Annotated in this window: 33 protein-coding genes; 14 read left to right on the top strand and 19 right to left on the bottom strand. The window is 69.3% G+C overall.

Annotated features, from left to right (window positions below; all coding sequences use genetic code 11):
* Positions 1–239 precede the first annotated feature (239 nt).
* The 4 genes from LX12_RS08935 (at position 240) to LX12_RS08920 (ending at position 3,371) form a co-directional block, all read left to right on the top strand.
* Complete coding sequence (locus LX12_RS08935; protein WP_253654183.1) at positions 240–848, top strand: MspA family porin; 609 nt, start codon at positions 240–242, stop codon at positions 846–848.
* Positions 849–918: 70 nt separating this feature from the next.
* A complete protein-coding gene (locus LX12_RS08930; protein WP_253654182.1) occupies positions 919–1,590 on the top strand; it encodes an MspA family porin in 672 nt (223 codons plus the stop codon).
* Between the two features lie 208 nt (positions 1,591–1,798).
* Entirely contained in the window at positions 1,799–2,071 is a 273-nt protein-coding gene (locus LX12_RS08925; RefSeq protein ID WP_253654181.1) for a DUF3263 domain-containing protein, read from the top strand.
* Between the two features lie 169 nt (positions 2,072–2,240).
* Positions 2,241–3,371 carry a GGDEF domain-containing protein gene (locus LX12_RS08920; protein WP_253654180.1) on the top strand — a complete coding sequence of 377 codons (1,131 nt, stop codon included), beginning with the start codon at positions 2,241–2,243 and terminating at the stop codon, positions 3,369–3,371.
* Here LX12_RS08920 and LX12_RS08915 read toward each other — a convergent pair.
* The 8 genes from LX12_RS08915 to LX12_RS22205 form a co-directional block, all read right to left on the bottom strand.
* Positions 3,319–3,999 (bottom strand): DedA family protein, encoded by a 681-nt coding sequence (locus tag LX12_RS08915; protein ID WP_253654179.1) that lies wholly within the window; start codon positions 3,997–3,999, stop codon positions 3,319–3,321. The two genes, LX12_RS08920 and LX12_RS08915, sit on opposite strands and share 53 nt — an antisense overlap.
* A 55-nt stretch (positions 4,000–4,054) precedes the next feature.
* The gene (gene mscL, locus LX12_RS08910; RefSeq protein WP_253654178.1) at positions 4,055–4,519 is read right to left on the bottom strand and encodes a large-conductance mechanosensitive channel protein MscL; all 465 of its coding nucleotides are present in this window, start codon (positions 4,517–4,519) and stop codon (positions 4,055–4,057) included.
* Positions 4,520–4,629: 110 nt separating this feature from the next.
* Positions 4,630–5,415 (bottom strand): COG4705 family protein, encoded by a 786-nt coding sequence (locus tag LX12_RS08905; RefSeq protein ID WP_253654177.1) that lies wholly within the window; start codon positions 5,413–5,415, stop codon positions 4,630–4,632.
* 112 nt (positions 5,416–5,527) lie between these two features.
* Positions 5,528–6,277, bottom strand: a complete 750-nt coding sequence (locus LX12_RS08900; protein WP_253654176.1) for an ABC transporter permease — start codon at positions 6,275–6,277, stop codon at positions 5,528–5,530.
* A gap of 42 nt (positions 6,278–6,319) precedes the next feature.
* Entirely contained in the window at positions 6,320–6,457 is a 138-nt protein-coding gene (locus LX12_RS08895) for a hypothetical protein (protein ID WP_253654175.1), read from the bottom strand.
* A gap of 17 nt (positions 6,458–6,474) precedes the next feature.
* Positions 6,475–7,521, bottom strand: coding sequence for a hypothetical protein (locus LX12_RS08890; RefSeq protein ID WP_253654174.1), 1,047 nt, complete (start codon positions 7,519–7,521; stop codon positions 6,475–6,477).
* Positions 7,522–7,848: 327 nt separating this feature from the next.
* A complete protein-coding gene (locus LX12_RS08885; RefSeq protein WP_253654173.1) occupies positions 7,849–8,664 on the bottom strand; it encodes a COG4705 family protein in 816 nt (271 codons plus the stop codon).
* Positions 8,646–9,395: a phosphatase PAP2 family protein gene (locus LX12_RS22205; protein ID WP_253654172.1), complete on the bottom strand. Its 750-nt coding sequence runs from the start codon at positions 9,393–9,395 to the stop codon at positions 8,646–8,648. The genes LX12_RS08885 and LX12_RS22205 overlap by 19 nt, the downstream gene beginning before the upstream one ends.
* Positions 9,396–9,500: 105 nt before the next feature.
* Between LX12_RS22205 and LX12_RS08875 the strand changes: the two genes are divergently transcribed.
* Positions 9,501–10,928 carry an ATP-binding protein gene (locus LX12_RS08875; RefSeq protein WP_253654171.1) on the top strand — a complete coding sequence of 476 codons (1,428 nt, stop codon included), beginning with the start codon at positions 9,501–9,503 and terminating at the stop codon, positions 10,926–10,928.
* Here LX12_RS08875 and LX12_RS08870 read toward each other — a convergent pair.
* A complete protein-coding gene (locus LX12_RS08870; protein ID WP_253654170.1) occupies positions 10,911–11,585 on the bottom strand; it encodes a response regulator transcription factor in 675 nt (224 codons plus the stop codon). The genes LX12_RS08875 and LX12_RS08870 overlap by 18 nt on opposite strands.
* An 80-nt stretch (positions 11,586–11,665) precedes the next feature.
* A complete protein-coding gene (locus LX12_RS08865) occupies positions 11,666–11,941 on the bottom strand; it encodes a hypothetical protein (RefSeq protein WP_253654169.1) in 276 nt (91 codons plus the stop codon).
* Between the two features lie 439 nt (positions 11,942–12,380).
* Between LX12_RS08865 and LX12_RS08860 the strand changes: the two genes are divergently transcribed.
* A complete protein-coding gene (locus LX12_RS08860; RefSeq protein ID WP_253654168.1) occupies positions 12,381–12,992 on the top strand; it encodes a TMEM175 family protein in 612 nt (203 codons plus the stop codon).
* 109 nt (positions 12,993–13,101) lie between these two features.
* Here the strand turns inward: LX12_RS08860 and LX12_RS08855 are convergent, their stop codons facing one another.
* Entirely contained in the window at positions 13,102–13,308 is a 207-nt protein-coding gene (locus tag LX12_RS08855) for a hypothetical protein (protein WP_253654167.1), read from the bottom strand.
* 142 nt (positions 13,309–13,450) lie between these two features.
* Here LX12_RS08855 and LX12_RS08850 point away from each other — a divergent pair, with 142 nt between their 5' ends.
* The 3 genes from LX12_RS08850 (at position 13,451) to LX12_RS08840 (ending at position 14,764) form a co-directional block, all read left to right on the top strand.
* Positions 13,451–14,197, top strand: a complete 747-nt coding sequence (locus LX12_RS08850) for a polysaccharide deacetylase family protein (RefSeq protein ID WP_253654166.1) — start codon at positions 13,451–13,453, stop codon at positions 14,195–14,197.
* Between the two features lie 80 nt (positions 14,198–14,277).
* Positions 14,278–14,454 carry a hypothetical protein gene (locus LX12_RS08845; RefSeq protein WP_253654165.1) on the top strand — a complete coding sequence of 59 codons (177 nt, stop codon included), beginning with the start codon at positions 14,278–14,280 and terminating at the stop codon, positions 14,452–14,454.
* Positions 14,455–14,479: 25 nt separating this feature from the next.
* Complete coding sequence (locus LX12_RS08840; protein WP_253654164.1) at positions 14,480–14,764, top strand: BldC family transcriptional regulator; 285 nt, start codon at positions 14,480–14,482, stop codon at positions 14,762–14,764.
* Positions 14,765–14,778: 14 nt separating this feature from the next.
* On the opposite strand, the gene LX12_RS08835 is transcribed toward LX12_RS08840, so the two are convergent.
* The 5 genes from LX12_RS08835 to LX12_RS08815 form a co-directional block, all read right to left on the bottom strand.
* Positions 14,779–15,477, bottom strand: coding sequence for an SAF domain-containing protein (locus LX12_RS08835; protein WP_253654163.1), 699 nt, complete (start codon positions 15,475–15,477; stop codon positions 14,779–14,781).
* A gap of 97 nt (positions 15,478–15,574) precedes the next feature.
* Positions 15,575–15,931 carry an FmdB family zinc ribbon protein gene (locus tag LX12_RS08830; protein ID WP_253654162.1) on the bottom strand — a complete coding sequence of 119 codons (357 nt, stop codon included), beginning with the start codon at positions 15,929–15,931 and terminating at the stop codon, positions 15,575–15,577.
* Between the two features lie 109 nt (positions 15,932–16,040).
* Entirely contained in the window at positions 16,041–16,631 is a 591-nt protein-coding gene (locus LX12_RS08825; protein WP_253654161.1) for a 5-formyltetrahydrofolate cyclo-ligase, read from the bottom strand.
* 50 nt (positions 16,632–16,681) lie between these two features.
* A complete protein-coding gene (locus LX12_RS08820; RefSeq protein ID WP_253654585.1) occupies positions 16,682–17,737 on the bottom strand; it encodes a CaiB/BaiF CoA transferase family protein in 1,056 nt (351 codons plus the stop codon).
* A 50-nt stretch (positions 17,738–17,787) separates the two neighbouring features.
* Positions 17,788–19,749, bottom strand: coding sequence for a flavin-containing monooxygenase (locus tag LX12_RS08815; protein ID WP_253654160.1), 1,962 nt, complete (start codon positions 19,747–19,749; stop codon positions 17,788–17,790).
* A 146-nt stretch (positions 19,750–19,895) separates the two neighbouring features.
* Here LX12_RS08815 and LX12_RS08810 point away from each other — a divergent pair, with 146 nt between their 5' ends.
* The 3 genes from LX12_RS08810 to LX12_RS08800 are packed head-to-tail and all read left to right on the top strand — an operon-like array spanning position 19,896 to position 22,751.
* Entirely contained in the window at positions 19,896–20,534 is a 639-nt protein-coding gene (locus tag LX12_RS08810) for a nitroreductase family protein (protein ID WP_253654159.1), read from the top strand.
* Positions 20,531–22,132: a class I adenylate-forming enzyme family protein gene (locus LX12_RS08805; protein WP_372504969.1), complete on the top strand. Its 1,602-nt coding sequence runs from the start codon at positions 20,531–20,533 to the stop codon at positions 22,130–22,132. The genes LX12_RS08810 and LX12_RS08805 overlap by 4 nt, the downstream gene beginning before the upstream one ends.
* A 1-nt stretch (position 22,133) precedes the next feature.
* Complete coding sequence (locus tag LX12_RS08800) at positions 22,134–22,751, top strand: TetR/AcrR family transcriptional regulator (protein WP_253654583.1); 618 nt, start codon at positions 22,134–22,136, stop codon at positions 22,749–22,751.
* Positions 22,752–22,758: 7 nt separating this feature from the next.
* On the opposite strand, the gene LX12_RS08795 is transcribed toward LX12_RS08800, so the two are convergent.
* Genes LX12_RS08795 through LX12_RS08785 form a run of 3 tightly spaced genes read right to left on the bottom strand, consistent with a single transcriptional unit; the run spans position 22,759 to position 24,595 of the window.
* Positions 22,759–23,277 (bottom strand): DUF4442 domain-containing protein, encoded by a 519-nt coding sequence (locus LX12_RS08795; protein WP_253654158.1) that lies wholly within the window; start codon positions 23,275–23,277, stop codon positions 22,759–22,761.
* A 41-nt stretch (positions 23,278–23,318) separates the two neighbouring features.
* Positions 23,319–24,038, bottom strand: coding sequence for a YoaK family protein (locus LX12_RS08790; protein ID WP_253654157.1), 720 nt, complete (start codon positions 24,036–24,038; stop codon positions 23,319–23,321).
* Between the two features lie 38 nt (positions 24,039–24,076).
* Positions 24,077–24,595 (bottom strand): DUF5994 family protein, encoded by a 519-nt coding sequence (locus tag LX12_RS08785; protein WP_253654156.1) that lies wholly within the window; start codon positions 24,593–24,595, stop codon positions 24,077–24,079.
* Between the two features lie 244 nt (positions 24,596–24,839).
* Between LX12_RS08785 and LX12_RS08780 the strand changes: the two genes are divergently transcribed.
* Together LX12_RS08780 and LX12_RS08775 are read left to right on the top strand one after the other, a co-directional pair.
* On the top strand, positions 24,840–25,682 hold the full coding sequence (locus tag LX12_RS08780; protein ID WP_253654155.1) for a class I SAM-dependent methyltransferase: 843 nt from the start codon (positions 24,840–24,842) through the stop codon (positions 25,680–25,682).
* Positions 25,683–25,754: 72 nt separating this feature from the next.
* On the top strand, positions 25,755–26,690 hold the full coding sequence (locus LX12_RS08775) for a UTP--glucose-1-phosphate uridylyltransferase (protein WP_253654154.1): 936 nt from the start codon (positions 25,755–25,757) through the stop codon (positions 26,688–26,690).
* The last annotated feature ends 25 nt before the right edge of the window (positions 26,691–26,715 follow it).

Raw genomic sequence — 26,715 nt, 5'->3', positions numbered from 1 at the left:
ACGGGTTAAGTTTCCTCCCGACAACACACCGAACACGGTGTGGCGTCGCCGCGGGTCGGGCTGTGGCACGTGCACGGGGGTTGAGCCCACCCGGAATTAACGTCTGGGAAACATTGGGCAACAACACCGTCAAGTGTTCAGGCCACGATTTCGCGGACCGCCAGGTTAGACCGGGTTACAGTTCGCTTCACGAAAGTGAAGATGTACTCCGGTTCACGCACGTCCTTGAGAGGGAACGAATGAGCACGAAGAGCAAGCTCGGTCTGCGCCGCCTCGCGGCGGGCGCCGCCATCGCCGCGGTCTCGGCCGTCGGTCTGGCCAGCATGGGCGCCGGCAACGCAGCCGCGGGCCCCCTCCCGAACGGATCGAAGACCACGACCGGCATCGATGGTGAGGTCGTCACCCTGAAGCGTCTCGGTGAGAGCGCCTACCCGGTGCCGTCGGTGGCCAACAACAGCTTCGGTCGCGCGGCCGAGGTGAGCGGCACCATCGTCGCCACCGCTCCCAAGGGCTCCGACGCGACCCTCATCTCCGGCTACATCGTCGGCTGCCAGATCAACGTCGGCGGACTGTCGCTCGGCCTGAACGGCAGCCTCGACCTCAGCCCGGAGGGCATCCTCGGCGGTTCGTTCTCGCTGCCGCTCTCGCCCGGCCAGGCCACTTTCGTGCCGATCTCCTCCCCCAAGACCATCAAGGGCGGACAGGCGATCATCCAGTACAAGCGCCAGCAGATCGACGTGCAGAAGTGCGGTGGCTACGCGACCGCGCGTGCGTACTCGCAGGTGGAACTCAAGGGCGATTCGTACATCAAGTCCACCCTCTACGGCGCTCCGTTCAGCCTGAACTGACCCAGCAGACAAACCCGACCACTTTCTTTGATCTGCTCGCAGGCAGAACGACTTTCCTGAAGGGGAAACCATGAAGAACAGCACCAAGCGTCGCGTCGGCGCCGCCGCCGGCATCGCCGCGGTCTCGGCCGTCGCCCTCTCGAGCATGGGCGCCGGTGGCGCCGCGGCCGGCCCGCTGCCGGGCGGCTTCACCACACAGACGCTGGCCGACGGCACCAAGGTGTCGGTCCAGCTCAAGGACGAGTTCGTCACCATCGCCCGCTCGGGCGCGGCCAACGCCACCACCCGCAACGCCTGGGTGTCCGGCAAGGTCATCGTCACCGTCAACGGCGCGCAGGCGTCCGGTGGCGATGTCACGGCCGGGTACCTCGTCGGTTGCCAGGTCGACTTCTCGGGCGGCGGCAGCGTCGGCTCGGGTGGCGCGCTCGCGTTCGACAACGGCGGTATCGCAGCCGGCGACACCAACGTGACCCCGAACGGCTCGGTCACGCTGGCCCCGGGTGTCGCGAAGTTCATCCCGGTCCTCGACAGCGGTGTCGGCAAGTACAACGGCTCCGACTCCTCGGACACGAGCTTCTCGTTCAAGGGCAACCGTGGTGGCATCGCCTACTCGCAGGAGACGTTCCAGGTGAACGGCTGCGCCGGGTACGCGTCCGCCAAGGCTGCCATCTCGGTGAAGGTCTCGACCGACGCGGTCGACGGCTACGTCACCCTCTACGGGCGTCCGTTCAGCATCGGCTGATCACGCTCGACCTCTCGGAGAACGGGGAGCGGCCCACAGGGTCGCTCCCCGTTTTTCGTGTATTCATTCGCGGTGCGCAATAAGGGTGGCTCATGTCACTCTTGGTCGGCACAATGGACGGGTCGCGCAGCGCCGGTGGAGCCAACCCGGTGCGACGGGTGCGCAACGGGCGCAACGGACATCGGAACACAACGCAGTGGGGATGAACATGGGTGGTGTGGCTGTCGGCGGCGGTCTGGGGAACCGCGGCCAGGACGACGGGAAGCTGTTGGCGTTCGAGCTGGGCTGGTTCCAGCGCGGCGGGGGACCGAGCGAGAAGATCCGCGAGGAGTTCGGGATCGGCGACGCCGAGTTCTTCCACCGTCTCAACGAATACCTCGACGAGTCGGTCGCTCACCGCGACGAGGCTCTGCCGCCGCACGTCGTCGAGAAGATGAAAGCCGTCTGCCGCAAGCGTCTCTGGCTGGCCCGCGCCGGCTGATCACCAGGGTGCAGCAGTCTCTGTAGCTGTTGAGCAGGATGCTCCGCGCGGGGTACGGTACGCGTGCCGCAACTGTGTGTGTCCTCCGCAGCGAGGAAGTGCAACCGTCCGGCATCTCGACATGCGCCGCTTCACGGGGCGGTGCCCGATGGGCCGAACGGATCGCGTGATGAACGACTGGGTGCTGGCCCGCGTCAAGCGGTTCGACCAGCGTTCGCTCGCCGTACTGGCGAGCACCGCGGGGGCAGTGGTTCTCCCGATCTTCCCCGTGGTGTTCCCTTCCATGGTCAAGCAGGGCTTGATGGTGTGGCTGCTCGTCATCTGGGCGTATTCGGCGTTCTCGATGGTGGTCACCGTCGTCGCGGGTCACCTGACCGATCGTCAGTTCGTCGTCCTGGGTGCCGGCGGGATGCTCGGTGTGGCGGGTTCGGCCTTCGTTCTCGCCGACCCGGGCACGTCCCACGCGGTTCTGGTCCTCCTGGCAGCCATCCCGGCGCTCGCCGCCATGCACTCCCGCCCCTCGATAGTCGTCGGGTTCGTGGTCATCGCACTCGTTCTGGCTGTGGCGGTCTCGGCTGCTGTGGCCCCGTCGTGGCCCGAGTTCGCCGTCGCGACCGGTTCGACGGCGATGGCGGTGACGATCCCGACGGTCCTCGTCGCGGCGTTACGTCGCTCGCTCATGAATCTCGTCGCGCGACTCGAGGCGATCGGTGACACGGATCCGTTGACCGGGGTACTGAATCGGCGAGGTGTCGAGGCGCATCTGCACGTACTGCTGGACGGCGCCGCGCTCGGCGACCGTGGACTGGGTGCCGCCATCGTCGACATCGACTTCTTCAAGACCGTCAACGACCGCTTCGGGCACTCGACCGGGGATCGGGTCCTCGTCGACGTCGCCGAGGCGGTCCGCGCCGCTGCTCCGGACGACTCCGTCGTCGCCAGGGTCGGGGGAGAGGAGTTCCTGCTTCTCGCCCTGGTCGAGGATGAGCGCGACATCTCGCGCACCGCGGAGTCCATCCGCGAACGGGTCGCCCGGGACACGGACGTGACAGTGAGTGTGGGAGCCGTGTACGCGGACGTCCGAGCGATGGCCATGGATGGGCTGTCCACGTCCGAGTGTCCGAGTCGCGACCTGATCGACCGGTTGTCACACTCCGCAGACCGCCACCTCTACGCAGCGAAACAGGGTGGCCGCGACCGGGTCGGTTCGGGCAGTCTCGGCACGATCGAGTGGCGGCCGGGTCAGATCAGTCGGTCGCGCCACCGGGCGTGGCGATCGGAGCAGACGCGGGTGGCGTGACGTCCTGCTGCCGTCCTGCCCGGCGACGGCGCACCCGGTGCTGCACCACCAGCAGCACGATTGCCAGCACGACGATCCCCGTGATGACCCACGAGGTGTTGCCGAGGATTTTCTCGATGCGCTCGTAGGACGTTCCGGCAGCGAATCCGAGACCGGCGACGACGGCCACCCAGATGGTGCCGCCGATGGCGTTGGCGATCGCGAACGTGCGGAACCGCACGTCGCTCATGCCGGCCAGGCCCGGCATCAGCGCGCGCAGCGCAGCCGTCCACCGCCCGACGAGGACCGCGATGGCGCCGCGCCTGCGGAGTTCGTGCCGTCCCCGTTCCACGTGGTGGGGCTTCACCAGCCGTTCGGGCAGCTTCGCGAGCAGCACCGCACCCCAGCGACGGCCGACCTCGAAGCCGATGAAGTCGCCGATGATCGCGCCGGCGATCGCCGCGACGATCACCTCCCACAACTCCAGGCGACCGCCGCTCGCGGTGACACCGGCGACAAGGACCGCGATCTCCCCGGGGATGACGACGCCGACGAACACCGACGCCTCGAGCGCCGGGAACAGGAACGCCATGAACAGCACCAGCCACGGCGGCAGGTCGAGCAACCAGTCGAAGAGTCCTTGGATCACGCCTGCACCCTAATCGGGCGAGGCGGACATGCTCGGCCGGCTAACTCGTTGCCGCTTACGCCTCGTGTCGTCCCGGGCCGTCGGTCGCGGACGACGATGCCGTCCCGGCGCTGCCGGTGGAGCGGCCGTCGCCCTGCTGAGAGGCGAGGAGATCGCGGATCTCGGTGAGCAGTTCTGCCTCGGTCAGGGCCGCTGCGTCGTCGCCCTTCTTCGCGCTGAGGGCCTTGATCTTCTCGAACGGCAGGACGATCACGAAGTAGACGACCGCGGCGATGATGACGAAGTTGATCGCGGCGGTGATGAGCGTGCCGAAGTCGACGAACGTGTTGGCCTTGCCGCTGCGGATGAGGAAGCCGAGCCCCTCGGCCTGGTTCGTGCTGCCGAGCGAGTTGATGAGCGGCTGGATGATGCTGTCGGTGAACGCCTTCACGATGGCGCTGAACGCGGCGCCGATGACGACCGCGACCGCCAGGTCGATGACGTTCCCGCGCATCAGGAAGTCCTTGAAGCCCTTGAGCATGTCTCCTCCTCGTGCCGTGGTTGAAATGCCTGATCACCTTATCGACGTCGGCGCGTCGAGGAGGGACACACGCGCGGATGGGAGGGGGTCATTCGGCGGCGACGGGTCGCTCAGCTGCGCGCTGACGTGTCCTGCCGCGTGGCGACGACGGTGAGGGCTGCGATCGCGACGACCCATCCCAGGGTGACGGGACCCGTGCCCCACCCGAGTCCTCCGTGCTTGGCGTCGGCGAGCCAGTCCGCGGTGGAGGCTCCGAGCGGACGGGTCAGGACGTACGCGACCCAGAAGGTGGCGACGGGGTTCAGGCCGAAGCGCCAGGCGAGGAGGGGGAGGACGATCGCGACGCCGAACAGGATCGCCGACGCGAGGTATCCGAGTCCGAGCGACGCGGCGGTCCAGTCGCCGAGCGCCGTTCCCAGCGCGAACGTCGCGCAGACCGTCGCCCAGTACAAGAGCTCCGACCGGCGGTCGGTGATGTCGTGCACGTCGAGCGAGCCGGTGCTCCGATGCCACAGGCCGAGGATCACGACGACGGCGACGGCGAACACGGCGCTGCTCACCACGTAGGGGACGCCGACGATGGTGTGGATGACGTCGGCGACGACCGTGCCGAAGACGCTGACCATGCTGACGGCCAGCCAGTATTTCCACGCCCGGAACGACCGGGAGCGGAAGAGGACCGCGAACGCGGCGACGAAGGCCAGGAGGATGATCCCGCCGGCGATCTCCGGCGGCAGGTGGGTCCCGAGGAAGTCGGACAGGGTCTCGCCCATGCCGGTGGTGAGAATCTTGATCGCCCAGAAGAGTGCGGTCACCTCGGGCACGCGCATCCAGGCTCGCTCCGCCTGCGGTCCCTGCGAGATCGATGCCGTGCTCGCGCGCGGGTCAGAGGTCATGGGTGATGAGGCTGCCGGACCGTCGCTGAGAGATCGCTGAGCGCAGGCTACGGCGGGATTACATCACCAGGTCGGTGCCGGGCGGGTGTGATCGACTGCACTCGACGTTCGACTACGTTCCGGCGGGTTGGGGGAGCTCCAGGCGATCGACCGACGTCAGAATGATGGCGGTGACCACGGCGGCGACCGCCTGCGCGCAGATCAGTCCGGTGAGAACGACGAACTGGAACCGCGCCGCCGCGCCGGCATCGGCGCCGGCGAGCAACGCGCCCACGAACGCCCCCGGCAACGAGACGAGGCCCACCGTCCGCGTCTGGTCATGGCCGGGGATGAGTGATTCCCCGGCGGCACGACGGGCGATGTCGCGCAGGGCGTGACGCGGTGTGGCGCCGATCGCGAGCCACCCCTCGATCTCGTCGCGGCGGTGGACCATTCCGTCCCTGAGGTGCCGCCCGGTGAGCGTCACCGCGGTCATGCACCCGCCGATGATGATTCCCGAGACCGCGATGAGCGTGCGGAGATCGCGGGTGAGGACCGAGGCGCCGACGATGATCCCGATCGACACGATGGACCCTGCCGCACAGCCGAACACGGCAGCGACCAACGACCGGTCGAGGGTGCTCATCCGTCGATATGCCGTCACGGCTGCCACGGTGAACATGACGGCGACCACTGCCGCGGCTCCCCAGCCGGTGTGGATCGCGGAGCGCAGGACGATCGCGACGAACGTGAGTTGGATCGCCGCACGGCCGACCGCGCGAATCGCGCCCAGCTCCTTGCCCACGCGATAGAAGGCCAACACGATCACGGCGATCGTCAGCAGGGCCACCGCGCCGACGATCAACCGGATGTAGTCGATCACGGTGCCCCCGTCGTCGGATGCGCGCGGCGTCCGCAGCCCGCGTCAGAGCGATGATGCAGGACTGTCACGATCATCGGCGATACGGATGGCGCCCCCGATGACCAGGGCCACGGCGCAGGAGAGGGCCACCCACAGAGCAACTGCCCCGGCGATCACCGTGACGAGGAGGTCGGTGGGCATGCATCCGGACGGCGAGCTCACGGCGTCGTCAGGTAGAAGAAGTCGCGCCGGTCGGGCTCGAGATACCGACGTTCGGGCCCATTCATCCCGGACAGGAGACGGGTGGGGGTCGCCTGGCCGCCGATGTGCTGCCAGCTGCTGAACGACGTCATCCCGCTGTGCATGTCGAGTTCCATCGCGCGCACGGCGCCGGCGACGACCAGTCCTGTGGCGAGGGCTTGCAGGTCGAGATGGTTCCCGGCCAGGTAGATCAGGTTGCCGGCTCGGTCGACGCCGAGCCCTGATCTCCAGGTGTATTGGTACTGAAGGTGCGTTCCACCCCACCTGTCCGAGCTGTGACCCGGCGCGGGTAGCGCGCGTCCCCTGTCGACGATGAGGTCCAGGTTCTGCCGGGCCGCAACCAGCGGCGTCGTCGTCCCCACATCGCGGCCCCACTGACCGACCGTCATGTGCCCGTGGGCGTCGATGGCCGCGGTCGCCTGCCCTGTGCGCATCTGGCGCAGAACATGTCCGCCCGCCATGACGCCGCCCGAGATGTCGGCGAAGCGGAAACCGGAGTTGAAGGTGGCTGCGAGGTGGGGGATGTCGACGGGCGGTACCTCGCCCCTGGTCCTGGTGTGGCCCGGTTCCGCGAGGCCGGTCACGAAGTGTGTGTGGGTGGACCTCTGGTCGATCACCGCCACTCCGGCGACCACGCTCGGGAGAGCCGGGTCGGGTTCGAAGGCGCTAACGTACACGACCGGTCCCCCGTCTGTCGTGACCGCAGCGGCGTGCCAGGTCGGCGAGACCGCCGACCCGACCGGACGTGGAAGGGTCGGCACGCCGATCCGAGGTGTCGCAGAGCCGTTCTGTGGCCGCGCGTCGGTGGCGAACTGACGGAGGTCGGCGGGTGTGCGGGACGGCTTGTGACGCGAGTACCACCAGGCCTCGACGTGGTCGACCAGATCGCCGCCACCGTGGTCGCGCAGCCACGCGGATGTCGTGTCGGCGAATGTCGCGTAGCCGGGGGCGCTGAGCGCGCGCATGTAGGACGCTCCGATGATCACGCACAGTCCCAGGATCATCGCGGCGACGACAGCAGTGGCGCGTCGTCGTGTCCTCCGGCTGCGCCGAGGCGCGGGAGGTCGGCGCTCCTCAGCTCTCCGCGTGATCATCCGCGGCCGCGCCTGTCCCGATCGCCACGACCACTGCAGCGGTAACCGCCGCTGTGGTCACCGCGCACTCCCACAACCATTCTGTCGTCAGCACATTCGCCGGACAGACGTGCATCTCGGCCGTCGCCAGGACCGACGTGACCGCCGTCGTCGCGATGGCAGCGTAGGCGGCGGCGACGCCGAGCAGCCATCGCGGGACAGAAGGATGTCCGCCCGGCCCCGTCGGCCGAACGGAGATCATGCCCGGACCGCCGACGTGGTCGTCCGCTGTTCGAGTCGGTCCACGCGCGTCACGCTGAGATAGGCGACGAGCGCGATGATGACGGCGAAGAAAACCGTGTTCACAGCCGTGGTGCCGAGGCCCAGGCCGCCGGCATCAGAGGGTTGGGTCAGCAGGTCGCCCATGGACGCCCCGAGGGGACGGGTGACGACATACGCGGCCCAGAAGGCCACGACCGCATTCATCCGCAACCCGTAGTGCGCGCCGGCGATCGCAGCGATCACGGCGGCGAACAGCACCAGCGACCAGCCGTATCCGAGTGCCAGGCGCTCGGCGATCAGGTCTCCTGCAGCGGTGCCCAGCGCGAAGGTCACCAGGATCGCGAGCCAGTAGAACGCCTCACGCCGGCGTGTGCGGATCGAGTGGATCGACAGGGTGCGCTCCGCCGCCCACCAGAGTGCGAACACGACGACCAGGGCGCAGGCGAAGACGGTGGTGGTCACCGTCAGCGGCACGCCCAGAGTGTCGGTGAGATTGTCGGTGATGAGAGTGCCTGTCACGCTGACCAGCACGACGATCCACCAGTACACCGCCGGGATGTATCGGGGAACCGCGAACTGCCCGACCAGACTAACGACGAGGAGTACGACGGCCACGACCGTCGTGTTCGTCAGACCGAACCCCAGTGTTCCGTTCAGGTAGTCCGCCGCGGTCTCACCCACGGTGGTGGCGAGGATCTTGATCACCCAGAAGTAGACGGTCACCTCGGGGACCTTGCTCATCGCGTATCGCACCGTGTGCGGGCTCTCATGGGTCACTGCGTCACGGTCCATCGGGCGGACTCCTCCTCGGTGGTGGGCTCCCGGGTTCGGGAAGGGTCGACGTACGGGTGGATCCGTTCCGGCACATGGGTGCCGAGCCGGGAGAGTGCGGCGGTCACGACGGTGGGGACGATCGCGGCGAGCGCGCCCGCGAGGACCATCGCCGCGACAACGTCGGTGAGCCAGTGCAGCTCCAGGTAGAGCCGGGTGACCGCGGCGACCACGGTCACGGCGAGTGCGATCGCGATCGCCGCGACGCGCCTGGCTCGCGTCGATCGTGCGGTGACCACCACGGCGAACCCGATCGCGAGCGCGGCTGTCCCGGACACATGGCCCGACGGGAAGGACAGCGACAGTTCCGGGCCGCCGATCTGAGACGCGACGGGTGGCCGTGCCCGGCCCACCGCGAGCTTGACGATCTCGCACACCGCGCCGACCGCGACGACAGTCGCCATCACCTGGGCCGCGCGCAGCACGGATCTGTCCACGACGGCCAGGAATCCAGCTGCGATGACTGTCCAGATGCCGATCCACACCGGGCTGAACATGACCGTGAGAGCGGAGACGACGGCGGTGGTCCCCGGTGATCGATGCCCCGCCCACCACTCCCACACTGACGTGTCGATCGCGGCGACCGGGTTGTGGTGCGCGGTGATGACCAGGCCCAGGAGCCACACCGCCGCGAGTGCGAGCGTCGAGACGACATGTCGGGATGGGGTGTCACGGGTGCTGCCGGGGTTCACCCGCGCAACAGTGCCCAAGCGTTGCTGAGGCGACGCTGTAAGTGCCTGAGAGAACGCTGAAGTGCGATCGTGGATGCGTGAACAGCCAGTGCCTAGGCTCGCGGGATGATGGACATCGCGCGATCATCGCGGGCATTCCTGCGGAGATCGACGACGGGTGTGCGCGCGCGGCTGACGATCCTCGCGACCCTCTTGTCTGCCGTCGCGCTGGCCTGCGCGGGCGGACTCATGCTGCTGGTGTTGCACCAGTCGCTGCTGAACTCCGCCGACGCCGCCACCTCCACGCGGGCCGGTGAACTCGCCGCAACGCTTCGAACCGAATCCATCGCGGGACTCGACGCCTCGTCGCTGACGACGTCCAAGGACATCGACGCCATCCAGATCATCGAGGCCGGCGGTCGGGTCGTGGCGGCGACGCCGGGTGACCGCACCACGCCGATCACGAGACCCCTGAGAGCCGGGTCCCGAGCCACGCTGGATGGAGCCACCATCGGAGACGATCCCACCGAATACCGGGCGACAGCAGTCGGTGTGGCGACCTCTCGCGGGACCGTGACGGTCGCCGTCGCCGCCGCAGAAGGACCGATCACCGAGGTCGTCCTGACCGTGGCGATTCTGTTCGCGTCGGTGTTCCCCCTCGTTCTCGTCCTGCTGGCTGCCGCCACCTGGTTCTTCGTCGGGCGGACGCTGCGGCCGGTGGAACGCATCCGTTCGGAGGTGGCCGTGATCACCAGCAGTGACCTCAGCAAGCGAGTGTCCGAGCCGCACACCGGGGACGAGGTGGACCGGCTGGCGGGGACGATGAACGCGATGCTGCAGCGGCTGCAGACGGCCAACGAGGCGCAGTTGAGATTCGTCGGTGACGCCTCCCACGAACTCCGTAGCCCGCTCGTCACGCTGGTGGGCCTGCTGGACCTTGCGCGCACACGGGGGGAATCGATCAATTACGCGACGATCGACAGCATCCTCCACCCCGAGGCGATTCGCCTGCAGATGATGGTCGACGACCTGCTGATACTCGCACGCGCCGACGAGCGCGGGATCCCGCTGCGACGCAGCGTCGTCGACGTGGACGACATCGTCGCGGACGAGGCCGCGCGGCTACGGCGACTGGGGACCGTGTCGGTGGTCGTCCACATCGACGCCGTCCAGGTCTCCGGCGACCGCGACAAGCTGGTTCGGGCAGTACGCAACGTCGCCGACAACGCCTTGCGACATGCGCACTCGGCGATCGAGATCGGGCTGCGGTCCGACGCAGGGTCGCGATCATGCACGATCACCATCGACGACGACGGCGACGGTATCCCTCACGACGACCGACAGCGTGTCCTCGACAGGTTCGTCCGCCTCGACCCCGACCGTCGTCGCAGCAGTGGCGGCACCGGGCTCGGACTCGCCATCGTCGACGAGATCGTCCGTGCGCACGGCGGAGCGGTCACCATCGGCGTCGCCAGGATCGGCGGAGCGTCCGTGACGATGAGCATCCCCGCCGAGTGCGACGACGTCGACGAGGCCTCAGTCGACCGCGACTAGCCGGTATCCGACACCGCGCACCGTCTCGATGGACGCACATCCGAACGGCCGGTCCACCCGCTTGCGGAGATAGCCGATGTACACCTCCACCACGTTCAGGTCCCCGTCGAAGTTGCTGTCCCACACAGCCTGCAGGATCTCGGCCTTCGTGACGGCCACTCCCGCGTTCTGCAGGAGGAACTCGAGAACCCCGAACTCCTTGGGAGTCAGCGAGATCTCGGAGCCGCGGCGGCGCACGACGTGAGCGGCAGGGTCGAGGGTGAGCGATCCGGCGGTGAGAACAGCTGCTCGACCGGGTCCCGCTCTCCGTATCACCGCTCGGAGACGGGCGACGAGCACCTCCACCGAGAACGGCTTGGTCAGGTAGTCGTCGGCGCCGAGGTCGAACGCGTCGATCTCGTCGTAATCCCCGTCTTTGGCCGTCAACATGAGCACCGGGGTCCACACCTGCTCCGACCGCAGCCGGCGCACCACCTCGTAGCCGTTCAACCCGGGCATCATGATGTCGCACACGATGGCCTGGTATCGCCCGTGGAGGCCCTGGAGCAGTCCGTCGTCGCCGTTGTCGACGACATCGACGACCCAGCCCTCGGCGACCAGAGTCCTGCGGACGGTCTCCGCGCCGTTCGCGTCGTCGTCGATGACCAGGATCCGCACGGCCGCCTCCTCGTGATGGTCAACGAATACAGCATCCGGCGATGCCCGGTGCGGGCACCGCCGGATGGCGTCGCCGACGGTCAGTTCTGGCCGGGCGCGTCCGGGGTGTCGCCGGCCTCGGGCTTGTCGACCGCCCGGGGTGCGTCCGGGGTGTCGCCGGCCTCGGGCTTGTCGACCGCCCCGGGCGCGTCCGGGGTGTCGCCGGCCCCGGGCTTGTCCACGGCGCTCTGCGGTGCCTGGTGCTGCACGGACGCCGGCGGCGGTGTAGGGGTCATCGCACTCGCGATGCCGAACCCGGCACCGGTCAGCGCTGCAGCGCCGATCGCCACCGCGGCGACAGCCGACCTCGTTCGCATTCTCCTCATCATCGGTTCCTCCTCACTGTGCCCGAGCCCTTCGGACAGGCTCGAGGGTGCCGAGGACGCACTGTGAGAATGCTGGGACCGGCTGAGAAACGACTCAGGGGTCGAACGATTCGGGCGAGTGGTCCCGCTGTGGAGCGGAAACGAATCGGGCCGACCGTGTCGACATGCGATCGAAACACCGTTGATCGCAGAGATTCTCGGACCGGCCTGCTCATGGCGGTCCCGGGCCGACCTCTTCCGCTGAGCGATCGTCACCGAGTTCGAACCGGACTAGAGTCAATCGGCAGCACGAGATGACAGACCTGCACCGTGGATGGAGGCGACGATGTGGAGAACGGGTATCCACGTCACCGTCGACAGCACGGCCGAACGGGTGTTAACGCGGTACGAGCAGGGCGATGCGCTCCTGCGCAGAGACACACGGTGACCGATGGACAAGGGTCGGCTCGAGGCGTTCAGTGACGGGGTGCTCGCGGTGGCGATCACGCTGCTGGTGCTCGATCTCCATCTCGACGCCGCCGACGGTTCGATCCCGCACCAGCTCGCCGAGCACTGGCCGTCGTACGCCGCCTACGTGGTGAGCTTCCTCGTCATCGGTGTCATCTGGATCAACCACCACAGTCTGCTGTCACGCATCGCGCGTGTGGACCGGGTGCTGCTGTTCCAGAACCTCTTCCTCCTGCTGTTCGTCACGACGATGCCGTTCACCACCGCCACCCTGGCCGAGCACGTCGGAGCGTCGGACGCCGACGCTCGGTGGGCGGTGCTGCTCTACGGCCTCAGCAACATCGGTATGGCCGTGGGCTTCACGGCGATGTTCGCCCGAATGGTCCGGCACGATCTGCTCGTCGAGCCGGTCGATGCCGCTGTGGGAAGGCGGGCGATCCGGCGCTTCGGTCTCGGCACCCTGGCGTATCCCGCGGCCACCGTCGTCGGGCTCATCTGGCCGCCTCTCATCCTGGTGGCCATCGGGGGGCTCGCGCTCTACTACGCCTTCGAACAGACCCCGACCGGCGACACCCCGACCGCGCGCACGCCGTGAGCGACACCGCCGCCGGCTGTCAGGTGGCGAAGTTCGTGAACTCCCTTCCTCCGGGCGCCCCGGACTGAGACACCTCCGCCCCCGCCCTCGGCAACACCAAGGCTCGTGGTCAGAAGCCGAGTTCCTCGATCCCGTTGTCGCCGATTGGCATCGGTCGAGCGCCGCAGACGGCACAGAGGCCGCGTGGCCCTGACACGGGGCGGTCGGCGCAGTGTCGGCACCACACGATGCCGGGCCGGTCGCGGGGCGAGTGGATCACGGCGAGCGCGGCCACCATGACCCACAGCACGAGGAGCAGCGAGTCGCTCACCATCACCGAATCAGTCTGATGATGCTGTGAGGTGCCTGGCAACGGCTGTCATCGAGCGTTCACCGTTCCGTCGACTGGGCCCCCTATCTTCGCGCCGGCGGTCAGGACGGGAGCGATCGCCGACGGACCGAGGACGGGGACTCTCGAGGTGGCGATCGACATGACGCGGCGCGCGGTGTTCACCGCTGCGGCCGGCATCGCGATGTCGGCGGTGACGGGAGCCCGAGCCACGGCGTCGCCCGGAGCATTCGGAACCGACCTGCCGGGCATCGTGCAGACCGTGCCCACCGGTGGACGCCCGACGCTGGCATTGACCTTCGATGCCTGTGGTGGGCCGAGGGGCAACGATGTCGATGTCGAGCTGCTCGACGTGCTGCTCCGTTACCAGGTCCCCGCGACGCTCTTCCTGAACCGGCGGTGGATCGCGGCCAACCTCGAACTCGCTCACACGCTGGCAGCGGATCCCCTCTTCGCCCTCGGCAATCACGGGACCCGGCACGTCCCGCTGTCGGTGAGCGGCCGCAGCGCGTACGGCATCGCGGGGACCCGATCACCCTCCGATGCCGCCCGCGAGGTGGCAGACAACCAGGCCTTCATGACCACGGAGTTCGGGCGGTCTCCAGGGTGGTTCCGCACGGGCACGGCCCACTACGACGGCCCGGCGGTGGCGATCGTCGGCGGGATGGGTCTGTGGATCGCCGGCTACGCCGTCAACGGCGACGCCGGCGCGACACTCGAGCCCCGTCAGGTCGCGCAGCAACTCCTCACAGCGCCTTCCGGGGCGATCGTGCTGTGCCACATGAACAAGCCCGACGGTGGTACCGCCGAGGGCTTTCGGGCCGCTCTGCCCATCTTGGTGAGGAGTGGAACGGAGTTCGTCCACCTCTCGCGGTAGCTCTCAGCGTCCCTTCAGGTCGGATCGGTGAGAATCCGTCCGTGGTGAGTCACGGAGCGGTGCCTCCGACGGGTGATCCGATGCCGTCGCTCGTCGCCACGGTGCGAGACCACCCCGGGGACGAACCGGCCATCGTCGCGTGTGTCCGCGAGTGTCTGCTCATGGGGTACGTGCTGGCGGACATCGGCCCGGCCACGGGCCTGACCGTCGAGGCCGCCCAGCAACGCTGGGGCCACCTCGACGGCACACCGACCTGAGATCCGCAGCGAGACGAGGGCCCGAATGGATCAGACATCGCCGACGCAGCCCAACCCCGACGACGCATCGACGTCGGGGGGCGACGAGCAGGTCGGCCGTGGGGCGGCGATCACCCCGGAGTTCGCCACCGAGCACACGCTGACCCCGGGTGACGTCGCCGCGATCTTCAACGTCCGGCCGAAAACGGTGTCTCGGTGGGCTGACGCCGGCGAACTGCCCTGCATCACGACCCCGGGCGGCCACCGTCGATTCCGGCAGCGCGACGTCGCGGCCCTGCTGAACGAGGCGTCGGAGCGTCCCGACCGCTGAGGTCGCCGGTGCGCTCAGTGGAAGACGACCGTCACCGGCGCGGCAAGTGCGGTGCCGGCGACCGCGTGGGCGTCCCGTTCGGGCATCGCGAGCATGACCACCGGCGCGCGGGTGTCCCGTGTGGTCCGCGGCGGTGGGACCACGGCGACGACGGCGCCGCGGACCAGCACCGTGCCGCCGTGGCGGGCCGGCTGCCTCGCGGAGACGTCGGCGGTCGTGTCGTCGGATTCGGTGAGGACGTCGACGACGTCGCCGGTGCGCAGCAGATCGACGACGGCGTCGTCGGCCAGCCGCACCGGGACCAGGCGCGCCCCGTCGTCGTCGGCGAGGAGTGCGGGTAGTCGCGGGGAGAGCAGTCTCCAGTCGGTGAGCATCTCCCCGTCGTGGACGGGCCCGGTGACCGTGCGGCCCACCCCGTCCCGGGTCATCCGGAGTGCACCCGGAGGGACGAGGGCGGGGTCGACGTCGGCGGCGCGTAGATCCTCGGCGACGAGCTCGGTACCCGGGGTGAGATCGCGGGCCGCCACCATCACCGTCGCGAGGCGGGTTCCCCGGTGGGCGATGAGTGCCGAGGTGAGGGCGACGCCGACGAGGACGACCGCCGCGATCCGTCGGACGGCCAACGATCGTGCCCATCCGGGGCGGAGTGCGCCACGGATCCGGTCGACGAGCGTCGGGTCGAGCCGGAGGTCGCGGGCAGGGGGTCGCGGCATGGGCGAACCGTATGACGCACGGTGGACGCCGACGGACCGCTGCGCGACAGGGGACGACCGAGTTGGGGGAGCAGGCCGATCTGGGGACGGACCGCGGTCAGGAGGCCTTGGCCGGCGTGCTGCTCGACGACGAACTCGACGTGCTGCTGCTCGAGGACGAGCTGTCCTTCGAGGTCGAGGACGACGAGCTGCTGCTCGAGGAGCTGTCCTTCGAGGACGACGAATCCGAACTCGACGACGAGTCGGAGCCGGAATCGCTGCTGCCCACGGTCGATCCCGAGCGGCTGTCGGTGCGGTAGAAGCCGCTGCCCTTGAACACGATGCCGACCGAGTTGAACAGCTTGCGGAGGCGTCCGCCGCAGCGCGGGCACTCCGTCAGCGAGTCGTCACTGAAGGACTGCACGATGTCGAACTTGTTGTCGCACTCCGTGCACGCATACGAGTAGGTCGGCACCGACTCACCTCCGGGAGGGAAGAACCTGGGTCCCGGACCCGGGACCGTGGACAGTCTAGCGCGCCGACTGGCACTCGACCGACGCGAGTGCCAACGATGCGCGTGGCGGTCACCCGCCGAGACTTCGGAACCCGCCGGTCGGGGTGAGAGCCCAGGTCATCGGGATGTCGTGTGCGTCGCCGGGGACGTGGGGGAGCACCTCGTCGTCGTGCACGACGGCGATCAGCGCCCCTCGGGCACCGACCAACGACCGGTCGTAGAAGCCCGCGCCCCGCCCGAGCCGCACTCCGCGGGTGTCGACGGCGAGCGCGGGCACGAACACGAGGTCGGCCCTGCTCACCGCGTCCGGTCCGAGCCGCTCGCCCGTCGGCTCGAGCAGGCCGAAACGTCCCGGTGCGAGCGCATCCGGTCCGTCGGCGACCGCCCACTCCAGCGGAGACGGGGTCCCGGGCAGGCTGATCGGCAGCAGTACCCGCGCACCGGTCTCGGCGATGGCGGCGAGCAACGGCCCGGTGGGCGGTTCGGTGCCGATGGAGACGTACGCGCACACGGTGCTGTCGGGGCCGATCGCCACGGGGGCGTCACCCAGGTGCCGGGCGAGTGCGGCACTCACCTGCGCGCGGTCGCCGTCGGACAGGGCGTCGCGTCGGCGGATCAGATCGGCGCGCAGCGCCTTCTTCGCGGCAGCGGGATCGCTCACGACCCCATGATGCCGTCCGACCGGAGGGGTGCGGACTTGCCGGCGCGTCCTCACGCCCAGCGGCCGATGACCGCGTCCGCGTCGTCGTGGGTTCGCGGCGCCGCGACGGCACCGGATCGGGTCAATCGGGGTGCGGGCGCCGGCATGGTCACCGGACCCGATGTGGTGAACGCCTGGCGATGCCGGGCGTGCTCGGTCGCGGTCGCCTCGTCGAGGGTCAGGACGGGCGACAGGCACGCGTCGCGTCCGCGGAACGCCTCCACCCACTCGTCGCGGTCGCGCCTCGCGATGATCTCGACGAACCGCTCGGTGAGACGGGGCCACCGCGCGCGGTCCCATCGGTCGGGGAGGTCGGCGGGGTCGAGGCCGAGGCCGCGGACGAACTCGTCGTAGAAGACGTCCTCCAGAGCGCCGACGGCCACGAACCGTCCGTCACGGCAGGTGTAGGCGCGGTAGAACGGCGCGGACCCGTCGAGGAGGTTGGTCCCGCGCACGTCGGACCACCGGCCGGCATGCCGCCACGACCGCACGAGGCTGGTGAGCGAACTCGCGCCGTCGATCATCGCCGCGTCGACGACCTGCCCGAGACCGGTGCGACTCCGGTCGTGGAGAGCGGCGAGGAGCCCGACGACGAGGAACATCGAGCCACCTCCGAAGTTCGCGACGTAGTTGAGCGGAGGCGTCGGTGCCGTGTCGCGGGGACCGATCGGGTGCAGCGCACCTGATTCGGCGAGGTAGTTCAGGTCGTGGCCTGCGGTGTGGGCGAGCGGGCCGGACTGGCCCCAGCCGGTCATGCGTCCGTAGACCAACCGAGGGTTCACGCGGGCGCACTGCTCGGGTCCGAATCCGCGCCTCTCCATCGTGCCCGGGCGGAAGCCCTCGACCAGGATGTCGGCGCGCGACACCAGATCCCGGAGCCGTTCCGCGCCTGCGGGATCGGCGAGATCCACCGTGACCTCGACGCGGCCGCGCAGCATCGCGGCGTCGGCGTCGGACACGCCGTCGTCCGATCGCCCTCCCCGTCGGGGTCGCGAGACGCGGACGATGTCGGCGCCGAGGTCGGCCAGCATCATCCCGGCGTGCAGCAGGGGCCCGATCCCCTCCATCTCGATCACGCGGACCCCGTGCAGCGGACCTCGATCCGGCGGTGGCGGTGTCACGACGCGGTCCGGTGACCGGCTGCCCCGGCGGGCTCGGCGCTCGCGCGGGGAGGTTCGACGTCGAAGTCGTCCAGGTCGACCTGGTGCGTCATGGACCAGTAATCGGTGATGCGCCAGGGCAACACGGCGACCACACGACCGTCGTCGTTGCGGTACCAGTTCTGCATCGCCGGGTGCGTCCACACCATGCGGGCGTGACGGGCGTCGACCTCCGCGTTGTAGCGGTCGCAGACCTCCGATCGACACTCGAGCACGGCGATGCCCTCGGTCTGCATGCGGTGCAGTGCGTCGACGATGTAGCGGACCTGGCACTCGAGGATGGTGATGAAGCTGCCACCGTGGCCGAGCGCGGTGTTCGGACCGGTGAGGACGAACAGGTTCGGGAAGTCGGGGACGGTGATCCCGAGATACGCCCGCGCGTCGTCGTCGCCCCAGACCTCGCGGGTGGATCGGCCGGAGCGCCCGACGATCTCCATCGGGTACAGCATCCGGGTGCTGTGGAACCCGGTGGCGAGGACGGCGACGTCGAGCGGGTGCTCGACACCGTCGGTGTCGACGACGCCGTCCGCGGTGAACGAGCGGACCCCGCGCGTGACGAGCTCGACGTGCGGCTCGCGCAGCATCGCGTACCAGCCGTTGTCCAACAGCATCCGCTTGCCGAAGGGCGGATAGTCGGGCAGGGACGCCTCGATCAGGTCGGTGCGGTCGCCGAGCTGGTCGCGCAGGTACCGCTCGTAGAAGCCACGGTGGCCGTGGTTGGTCTCGTTGATCGACAGCCGATCCTCCGGCCACTCCGGGTCGACCTGGAGCGACGGGTGCACCTTGTCGTTGAAGATCCAGGACAGGTGCGCGCGGTACCACGCGCGGTACCCGGGGACCGAGTCCATCAGCCAGTGGACGTCCTCGGAGACCGGCCGGAAGTAGTCGGCGTTCGGCGCGATCCACTGCGGCGACCGTTGGAAGACGGTGAGCGAGCCCACGCGGTCGACGATGGCGGGGCCGATCTGCATGGCGCTGGCACCCGCACCGATGATGCCGACCGACCTGTCCCGCAGCGAGTCGGGCGCGTCCAGGTCCTCGGGCCAGCGGGCGGAGTGGAAGACCCGGCCGCCGAAGTCGTCGATGCCGGGCAGGTCGGGCACCTTCGGCCGGTTCAGCAGCCCGACGGCGCTGATGAGGATCGGGGCGTCGAGGTCGACGGGCTCGCCGCGTTCGTCGACGGCGGTCACCCGCCACACCTGGGCGGCCTCGTCGAACGCCGCACGTGTCACCTCGGTGCCGAACCGGACGCGTCGGCGGATGTCGTGCGCGTCGGCGTATGCCTGCAGGTACCCCTCCACCTCGTCGCGCTTGCCGAAGAAGGTCGACCAGTCGTGGTCGAACCCGGAGATGGAGTAGAGGTGGCTCGGGGTGTCGACGCCGGCGCCGGGATACCGGTTCTCCCACCAGGATCCGCCGACCTCCTCGTTCTTCTCGAGGATGACGTGATCGATGCCGAGGCGGTCCAGTGCGACCGAGATCAGCATCCCCGCGACGCCGGCGCCGATCACGATCGCGCGGAGGTCCGTGGTGACGACCGGGGCCGTGGGCACGGGCTGCGGTCCGGTCACGATCTCGGCCATCATCGACGCGACGTCGGGTGGGACGCTCTCCCCGGTCGTGAACGACAGGATGGTCCCGACCTCGTCGTCGCCGAGGTCACGGCGGCGTGGACGCCCCGTCCTCCACCAGTCGCGGACGGCGTCGGCGAACGCGGCACGGATCTCGTCCTGCACGTCCTCCGGGAGCCCGCCGGAGGCGTTCTCGTCCATCCCGCGACTGCGCGTCGGGCGGAACCGGGCGCTCAGCCAACGGTGATCACCCGTGTACTCGACGAGCACCGCGAGCATCGTCGGGATGCTTCCCGACGCGATCGCACGGTCGAGACGGGCGTGGTCACCGTCGGTCATCGCGGTCATGACTCGAAACTAACAGTAGTTAGCGAAGGCGGGAAGGGCTGAGCGGATTCGGCGGTCCAGAACCGTTGACGCCGCCGCCTCGCGGTGCAACTATGACCTGGATCTCACTAACAGTGGGTAGTTTCCCGATCAGGAGGGTGAATCCAGTGGAACTGGTGGAGGCGATGCGGACGACGGGTACCTGCCGGTACTTCAGCGACGAGCTGGTGACCGACGAGGTGCTTCGTCAGGCGTTCGACCACGCCCGGTTCGGCCCGCAGGGCGGCAACCGGCAGCCGGTCCGGTGGATCGTCGTGCGCGACGACGCGACCAAGGCCCGTCTCGCCGAGCTCTACATGCCGTACTGGAACGCCTACTACGCGGCGATCAAGGAGGGGCAGAAGGCTGTCGGTGCCATCGACCGGACGGTGGAGAGCGCGAACTACTTCGCCAACCACCTCGCCGAGGTCCCGGTGCTGGTCGTCGTCTGTGCGGAGATGGCGGGCCTGCACCCGACCGATCACGAACTCGGTCGGCTCAGCGTGGTCGGTGGCGCGTCGATCTACCCCGTGGTCCAGAACCTGACCCTCGCGCTGCGCGACCAGGGCGTCGCGTCCGCGGTGACGACCCTGCTCTGCGCCGAGGAGCCGGCCGTGAAGGAGCTGCTGAACATCCCCGACGACGTGATCACCGCCGCGCACGTCGCCGTCGGGTACCCCGCCAAGGGCTTCCCCACGAAGCTGACCCGTGCCGAGGTGGCCGACGTCGCGTTCCTCGACCGTTTCGACAACCCCATGTTCGCGTGACCGCCCCACCCGAGGTCTCCGACCGCCCGGTCCTCACCGCGGCCCAGGAGACCCTGATGCGGCGGGCCACACTCGGTGACCAGTTGCGTCGACACGCGCAGACCCGCGGTGCGCGCCCGGCGATCGTCACCTACGACGCCGCCGGGACCCGAGCGGTGACCACCTACGCCGAGTTGGACCGCCGCGCGAATCAGGCTGCGCACCTGTTCCTCTCGATGAGCGTGGGTCGCCGCGACCGCGTCGCCGTCATGTCGCGCAACCGGGTCGAGTCGATCGTCGTGTACTACGGCCTGCTCAAGGTGGGCGCGTCCTTCTCGGGCATCAACGCGCTGTTCGGGCGCGACGAGGTCGCCCAACAGCTCGACCATCTGCGGCCGTCGGTCGTCGTCGTCGCGGCGGAGCTCGAACCGACCGTCGACGCGGCGATCGCCGGAGCGCCGCATCGGCCGCAGATCGTCGTCCTCGGTGGAGACGGTCCGCGCGGCTTCGACGGGCTCGTCGCGACCATGCCGGGGACCGAACCCGACTGCGTCGTCGACGAACACGACCTCGCGATGATCGTCTACACGAGCGGGACCGAGGCGGCGCCGAAGGGTGTGATGCTCACGCACCGCCACTACCTGATCTCCACCGCACCGGCCTACACGTGGGGGCTGCGGTGCCGCGACGACGACGTGTGGCTCTTCGTCATGCCGTTGCACACCATCGCCGGGATCGGTTCGGCCACATCCCTTCTGCTGCTGGGCGCGACCCTGGTCTTCCCGTCGAGCGTCGCGCCTGCCGACGCCCTGCGGGTGATCCGCGACGAGGGTGTCACCGTCCTCGCCCAGACGCCCACCTTCTATCTCGCCCTCGCCGATCACCCCGACTTCGGGACGGCGACCGTCGGCACGGTCCAGCGGTGCCTGACCTACGGCGGCCAGGTGTCGCCGCGGACCGTCGACGCCTGGGCCGACGCGGCCCATGGGTCGGTCTGGGGGACCTATTGGGGGCAGTCCGAACTCGCGCAGCTCGGCTCCGTCGGGTGGTTCAGCCGCCTCGAGGACGTCCCCGGCAACGACCCGACATGGATCGGCAAGCCGGTCGGACACCTCGAGATCCGGGTGGTCGACGAGGACGGCCACGACTCCGACACCGGCGAACTCCTCTGTCGCACTCCATCGGTGATGATCGGCTACCTGGACGCGCCGGAAAAGACGCAGGCCGTGATGGCGGGCGGCTGGGTACACACCGGGGACCGGGTCCGCCGCGACGACGAGGGCAACCTGTTCTTCCTCGACCGCATCAAGGACATGATCAAGACCGGCGGCTACAACGTGTCGTCGCAGGAGGTCGAGCGGTCGCTCCAGTCTCATCCGGGTGTCGCACGCGCCGCGGTGGTCGGTCTCCCGGACGACTACTGGGTGGAGGCCGTGACCGCGTTCGTGATCCCCGTCGAGGGGAGCGACGTCACCGCGGAGGAGCTGCGCGATCACTGCCGGACCACGCTCGCCTCGTACAAGGTGCCCAAGCGTGTCCACCTCGTCGACGCGGTCCCCGTCGACGCGCAGGGCAAGATCCTCAAGCGTGAACTCCGACGACGTGGCGCCCCGGCCTGACCTGGCGGCTGACTCCGAGGGTGTCACGCCGCTGGGACGTCCGCGGAACCGCCGGGACGAGATCGTCTCCGCGGCCGCCGAGTACTTCGCCGAGGTCGGGTACCACGCGGCGGGGATGCGCGGCATCGCGGACTCGGTGGGCATCAAGGGTGCCAGCCTCTACAACCACTTCGGGTCGAAGGAGGACATCCTCTACGCCATCGCACTGAGAATGACCAAGGTCCCGGTCGAGGAGCACATGCTCGTGCTCGACGAGGCCGGCACGCCGGCAGACCGCCTGTCGACGCTCGTCGAGGTGCACCTGCGATTCCTCGCCGCCAACCGCGTCGAACACCTGGTGAGCCTGCGCGAGCTGGCCGCCCTCTCGCAGGACCACCGCGAGCGCATCCTCGACTATCGCCGCTACTACCAGCGACGCGTTCGTGACGTGATCGCTGCCGGTGTGCGGTCCGGGGACTTCGTGGTGGCCGACCCGACGCGTGCGGCCATCGCCGTCCTCGATCTCATGAACGGCGTCAGCTGGTGGCTTCGCGACGACCACGACATCGACGCGCTCGTCGAGACCTACGTCGACTACGCGATCGGGGGGATCCTGCGCCACCGACACGGCGTCGAGTGATCGTCGTTCAGGCCTCGGGCGATCGTTCTCCCCGCGTGCGGACCCGCATCGTGTGCGTCGCCTCGGCGACGGTCACCCCGGCGGCGTCGACGATCGCGACGCGATGGATGACGTCCGACGACCCGTCGCGTTCGGTGTCCCGGCGGATCCGGTCGGCCTCGTCGTGGGTCAGGGAGACGTCGAGGTGGAGTCGCCCGCGGCCGGGGGCGTGGAACTCGATCTGCGCCGCCTTGGTCCAGACCTCGAACCGTCGGCCGAGCTGGGCCGCGAGCATCATCCCGTAGAGGATGTCGGTGGCACTGAAGAGCGCACCGCCGAACGCCGCACCGTGGAGGTTGGCCGTCCAGGGGTAGACGCGCAGGCTCACCGTGCCCGACGTCCAGTCCTCGGCGATGCGCGAGACGCGCACCCCCGCACCCAGCAGAGGCGGGTACAGGCTCACCAGCACGCGGAACCGCGCGGGCCGGAACAGCCACCGATGGAACGGGGTCTTGCGTGGCCCCAGGGCGGCCGGCGTGGTGCGCATCCCAGCATCCTGCCATCCGTCGATGGCACTGTCAGCAGAGCTCAGCCCGCTCTCGACGAGCAGGTCCACACGGCGGTCGACCGTGCGCCGACGACCGCCGGTACGAGGGTGAGCACCGACAGGACGAGCACCGTCGTCAGACCGGCCGTCAGTCCTGCCGACAGGACCAGGGAGGCGCCCACGGCCGCTCCCACCAGCATCGCGACGACGGCGCTCATCCGGCGGACGACCGTCGCGACGTCCCGCTTCCGCAGGTCGGCGCCGATACCGGTGAGGGTCATCGTGAGGACCGTGGTCGTCAGGTCGGGCACGGCGAGGAACCGCACGACGGCGTTCTGGACGCCGAGCCCCACCGCGAGGAGCGCGAGGACGACGAGCGACACCGCGAACACCGACACCCACGGCGCGGCGACGAGCGCACCGATCGACACGACGACCATGACGGCAACCGCGTCGCGGATCAGGCGCCCTCGGTGACCGCCCCACCGGGCGACCGCACGTCCACCGAGCATCGCCCCGCCGAGAAATGCGGCCAACGCGACCACCGACCCCCACAACGAGAACCCGGGAGCGCCGGCGAGGGCGAACCCGATGAACACCACGTTGCCCGTCATGTTGGCCACGAAGACCCGGCCCAGGCCGAGGATGCTCACGGCGTCCACCACGCCGGTCGTGACGGTGAGCGCAAGCAGGATCGCCGGAAGGGGCCCATGCGTCGGGTGGCGGAGGTAGCTCGCCACGAGGTGGTCGGAGACGCGCATGGGTGCAGCATGCCCCACCTGCGGCCGTCCGCCTGGTGTCAGTTCGTGTTCTCCGCCACTGATGGAACCGGCGTGGGCAGATCGCGCGGCGGCAGATCCCCCGAGCCTCCGGGCGGGGCCGGGGGGACGGTGGTGGCGTTGCGGTGCTCGACGTCGGCGGATGCCCGCTCGAGGATGTGTCGGGCGCGCTCGACCAGCAGCGAGTGTCGGAGCTCCGGTGGTATCGGTGTCCCGCCGGCGAGCCGGATCAGTGCCACCGCCAGCGTGGACGGTGTACGTGGGGGGATGACCATCAGCTCGACGGTCATGCGGTTCGTGGTCACCCGCATCAGCGGGGGTACGGGGGGTGAGCCCTCCGAGTCGAGGCCCGGGCGGGCTCGGAAGGAACGCCAGTCCATCTGCAGCGCCACGATCGACCCCAACGTCGGGACGATCGCGCTGGAGAACGTGGCGAGCTCGTCACTCAAGGTGGACGTGTACGGGAACCACACACCCGCGATGGGCTGAGTCAGATCAGCCTGGAGGTGGAGGCGGGTCGGCCCCAGCACCGGGGGCATCAGTCGGTTCCTCGGGCGGCAACGACACAGAAGTCGGAGATGATCACGGTTCACCTGACTGACCACCACGTGGTCGTTGCGACACCGGCGACGCCAACAGGGTTCTGTCAGATATGAGGACCGATGGGTGTGACCCTACGCCTGACCCTCCCGACCGACGGTGCACGGTCAGCAGCCACCGCATGATGTGCCGTTTCAGCACATGAATGTGCCGTTTTCGCGAAGTACACCCTAGGGTCGTCCCATGCCACACGAACACGGTCACCACGGCCACACCGGCGCCTTCGACGGCCTCGACGACGAGACCGCAGCGTTCGCGCGGCACTGGGACGAGGTGCTCGACCGGGTCGCGGATAGCGCCGGCGAGCCGTCGACCGCCATCGACCTCGGAACCGGCACCGGAGTCGCGGCGATCGGACTCGCCCGACGATTGCCCGCCTCCCGGGTGCTCGCGGTGGACGCCCAGGACACGTGGTTCGGCATCCTGCGGAAACGGGCAGAACGTGCCGGAGTGGGCGATCGGGTGCGCACCGTCGTCGCCGACATCGACGACGGGATCCCCCTCCCGGCCGGGTCCGCCGGCCTCGTGTTCGCGTCGAACTGCCTGCACCACGTGGGCGACGCGGGCGCGGTGCTGCGCAGGACGCGTGACGTGGCCACCGACGACGCACTGCTCTGTGTGGTGGAGGTCGCACGGCCGATGCGGGTCCTGGCCGACGACGACCCGGCCGCCCCGGCCGAGCGCCGCGCCGCCGAGGCGCTCGGGACGCGGCTACGCGAGGTCATGCCGCTGCACAGCGGGCCCTGGGCGCGCCTGGTCGGGGAGAACGGATGGGAGGTCGTCGACGTGCACGAGTTCGTCACCGCGGCCGATCCGACCTCGGACGACGCCGCGGAACGGCATGCCCTGCGCCATCTCGGCCGCCTCGCCGCGGCGTCCGCCGACCGGCTGGCAGCCGCCGACGCGGCCTCCCTCGCCGACGCGGTCGAACGGGCACGTCGTGCCGTGCGTGCGGTGTCGTGGCACGTCGACGGCTCCCGGATCGCGGTGCTCGCACGGCCCGCGCGCACAGCGGACACCCGATAGGTTCACAGGTGACGGTCGGGGATCGAGCCTAGGGTCGCCGACGACACGGACAGGTGAGGTGAGAGGTAGGTCATGGGACCCAAGGGCGTCGAGTACGAGAGCGTTCCGAACACTCCGCCGATCCCGCGCACGGCGATCGTCCCGGCGGCCGGACTGGGCACCCGCTTCCTCCCGGCGACGAAGACGGTGCCCAAGGAGCTGCTGCCGGTGGTCGACACCCCGGGCATCGAGCTGGTGGCCGAGGAGGCGAAATCGGCTGGGGCCGAGCGGCTCCTGATCGTCACGTCGCCGGGCAAGGACGGCGTCGTCGCGCACTTCGTCGAGGACCTGGTGCTCGAGTCGACGCTGGAGAAGCGTGGCAAGGCGTCGATGCTGGCGAAGGTGCGCAAGGCGCCGTCGCTGATGGAGGTCGCCGCGGTCGTCCAGGACAAGCCGCTCGGGTTGGGTCACGCCGTGGGCTGCGTCGAGGCCGAACTGCGCGACGACGAGGACGCCATCGCCGTCCTCCTGCCCGACGACCTGGTGCTGCCCGGTGGGGTCCTCGAGGTGATGGCGCGCACGCGCGCCCGGCGCGGCGGCACCGTGCTGTGCGCCATCGAGGTGCCGCACGAGAAGATCAGCGCCTACGGCGTGTTCGAGGTCGAGCCGCTCGAGGACGCGAACAACCCCAACGTCATGAAGCTGACGGGGATGGTCGAGAAGCCGGCGAAGGAGGACGCGCCGTCGAACCTCGCCGCCGCGGGCCGCTACATCCTCGACCGCGCCATCTTCGACGCCCTCCGGCGCATCGAGCCCGGCGCGGGCGGTGAGTTGCAGCTGACCGACGCCATCGCCCTGCTGATCTCCGAGGGCCACCCGGTGCACGTCGTGGTCCACCACGGCACGCGCCACGACCTCGGCAACCCGGGCGGATACCTCAAGGCCGCCGTCGATTTCGCGCTCGATCGCGACGACATCGGCCCGGAGCTGCGCGAGTACCTGGTGGAACGGCTCGCCCAGGACGCGTGATCGCACCGGTCACGCACCACACCGG

Source organism: Williamsia serinedens (genome assembly GCF_024171725.1).
Classification (GTDB): Bacteria; Actinomycetota; Actinomycetes; order Mycobacteriales; family Mycobacteriaceae; genus Williamsia_A; species Williamsia_A serinedens.
Note: the sequence above shows the minus strand (reverse complement) of the source record. Positions and strands in the feature narration are given on the sequence as shown.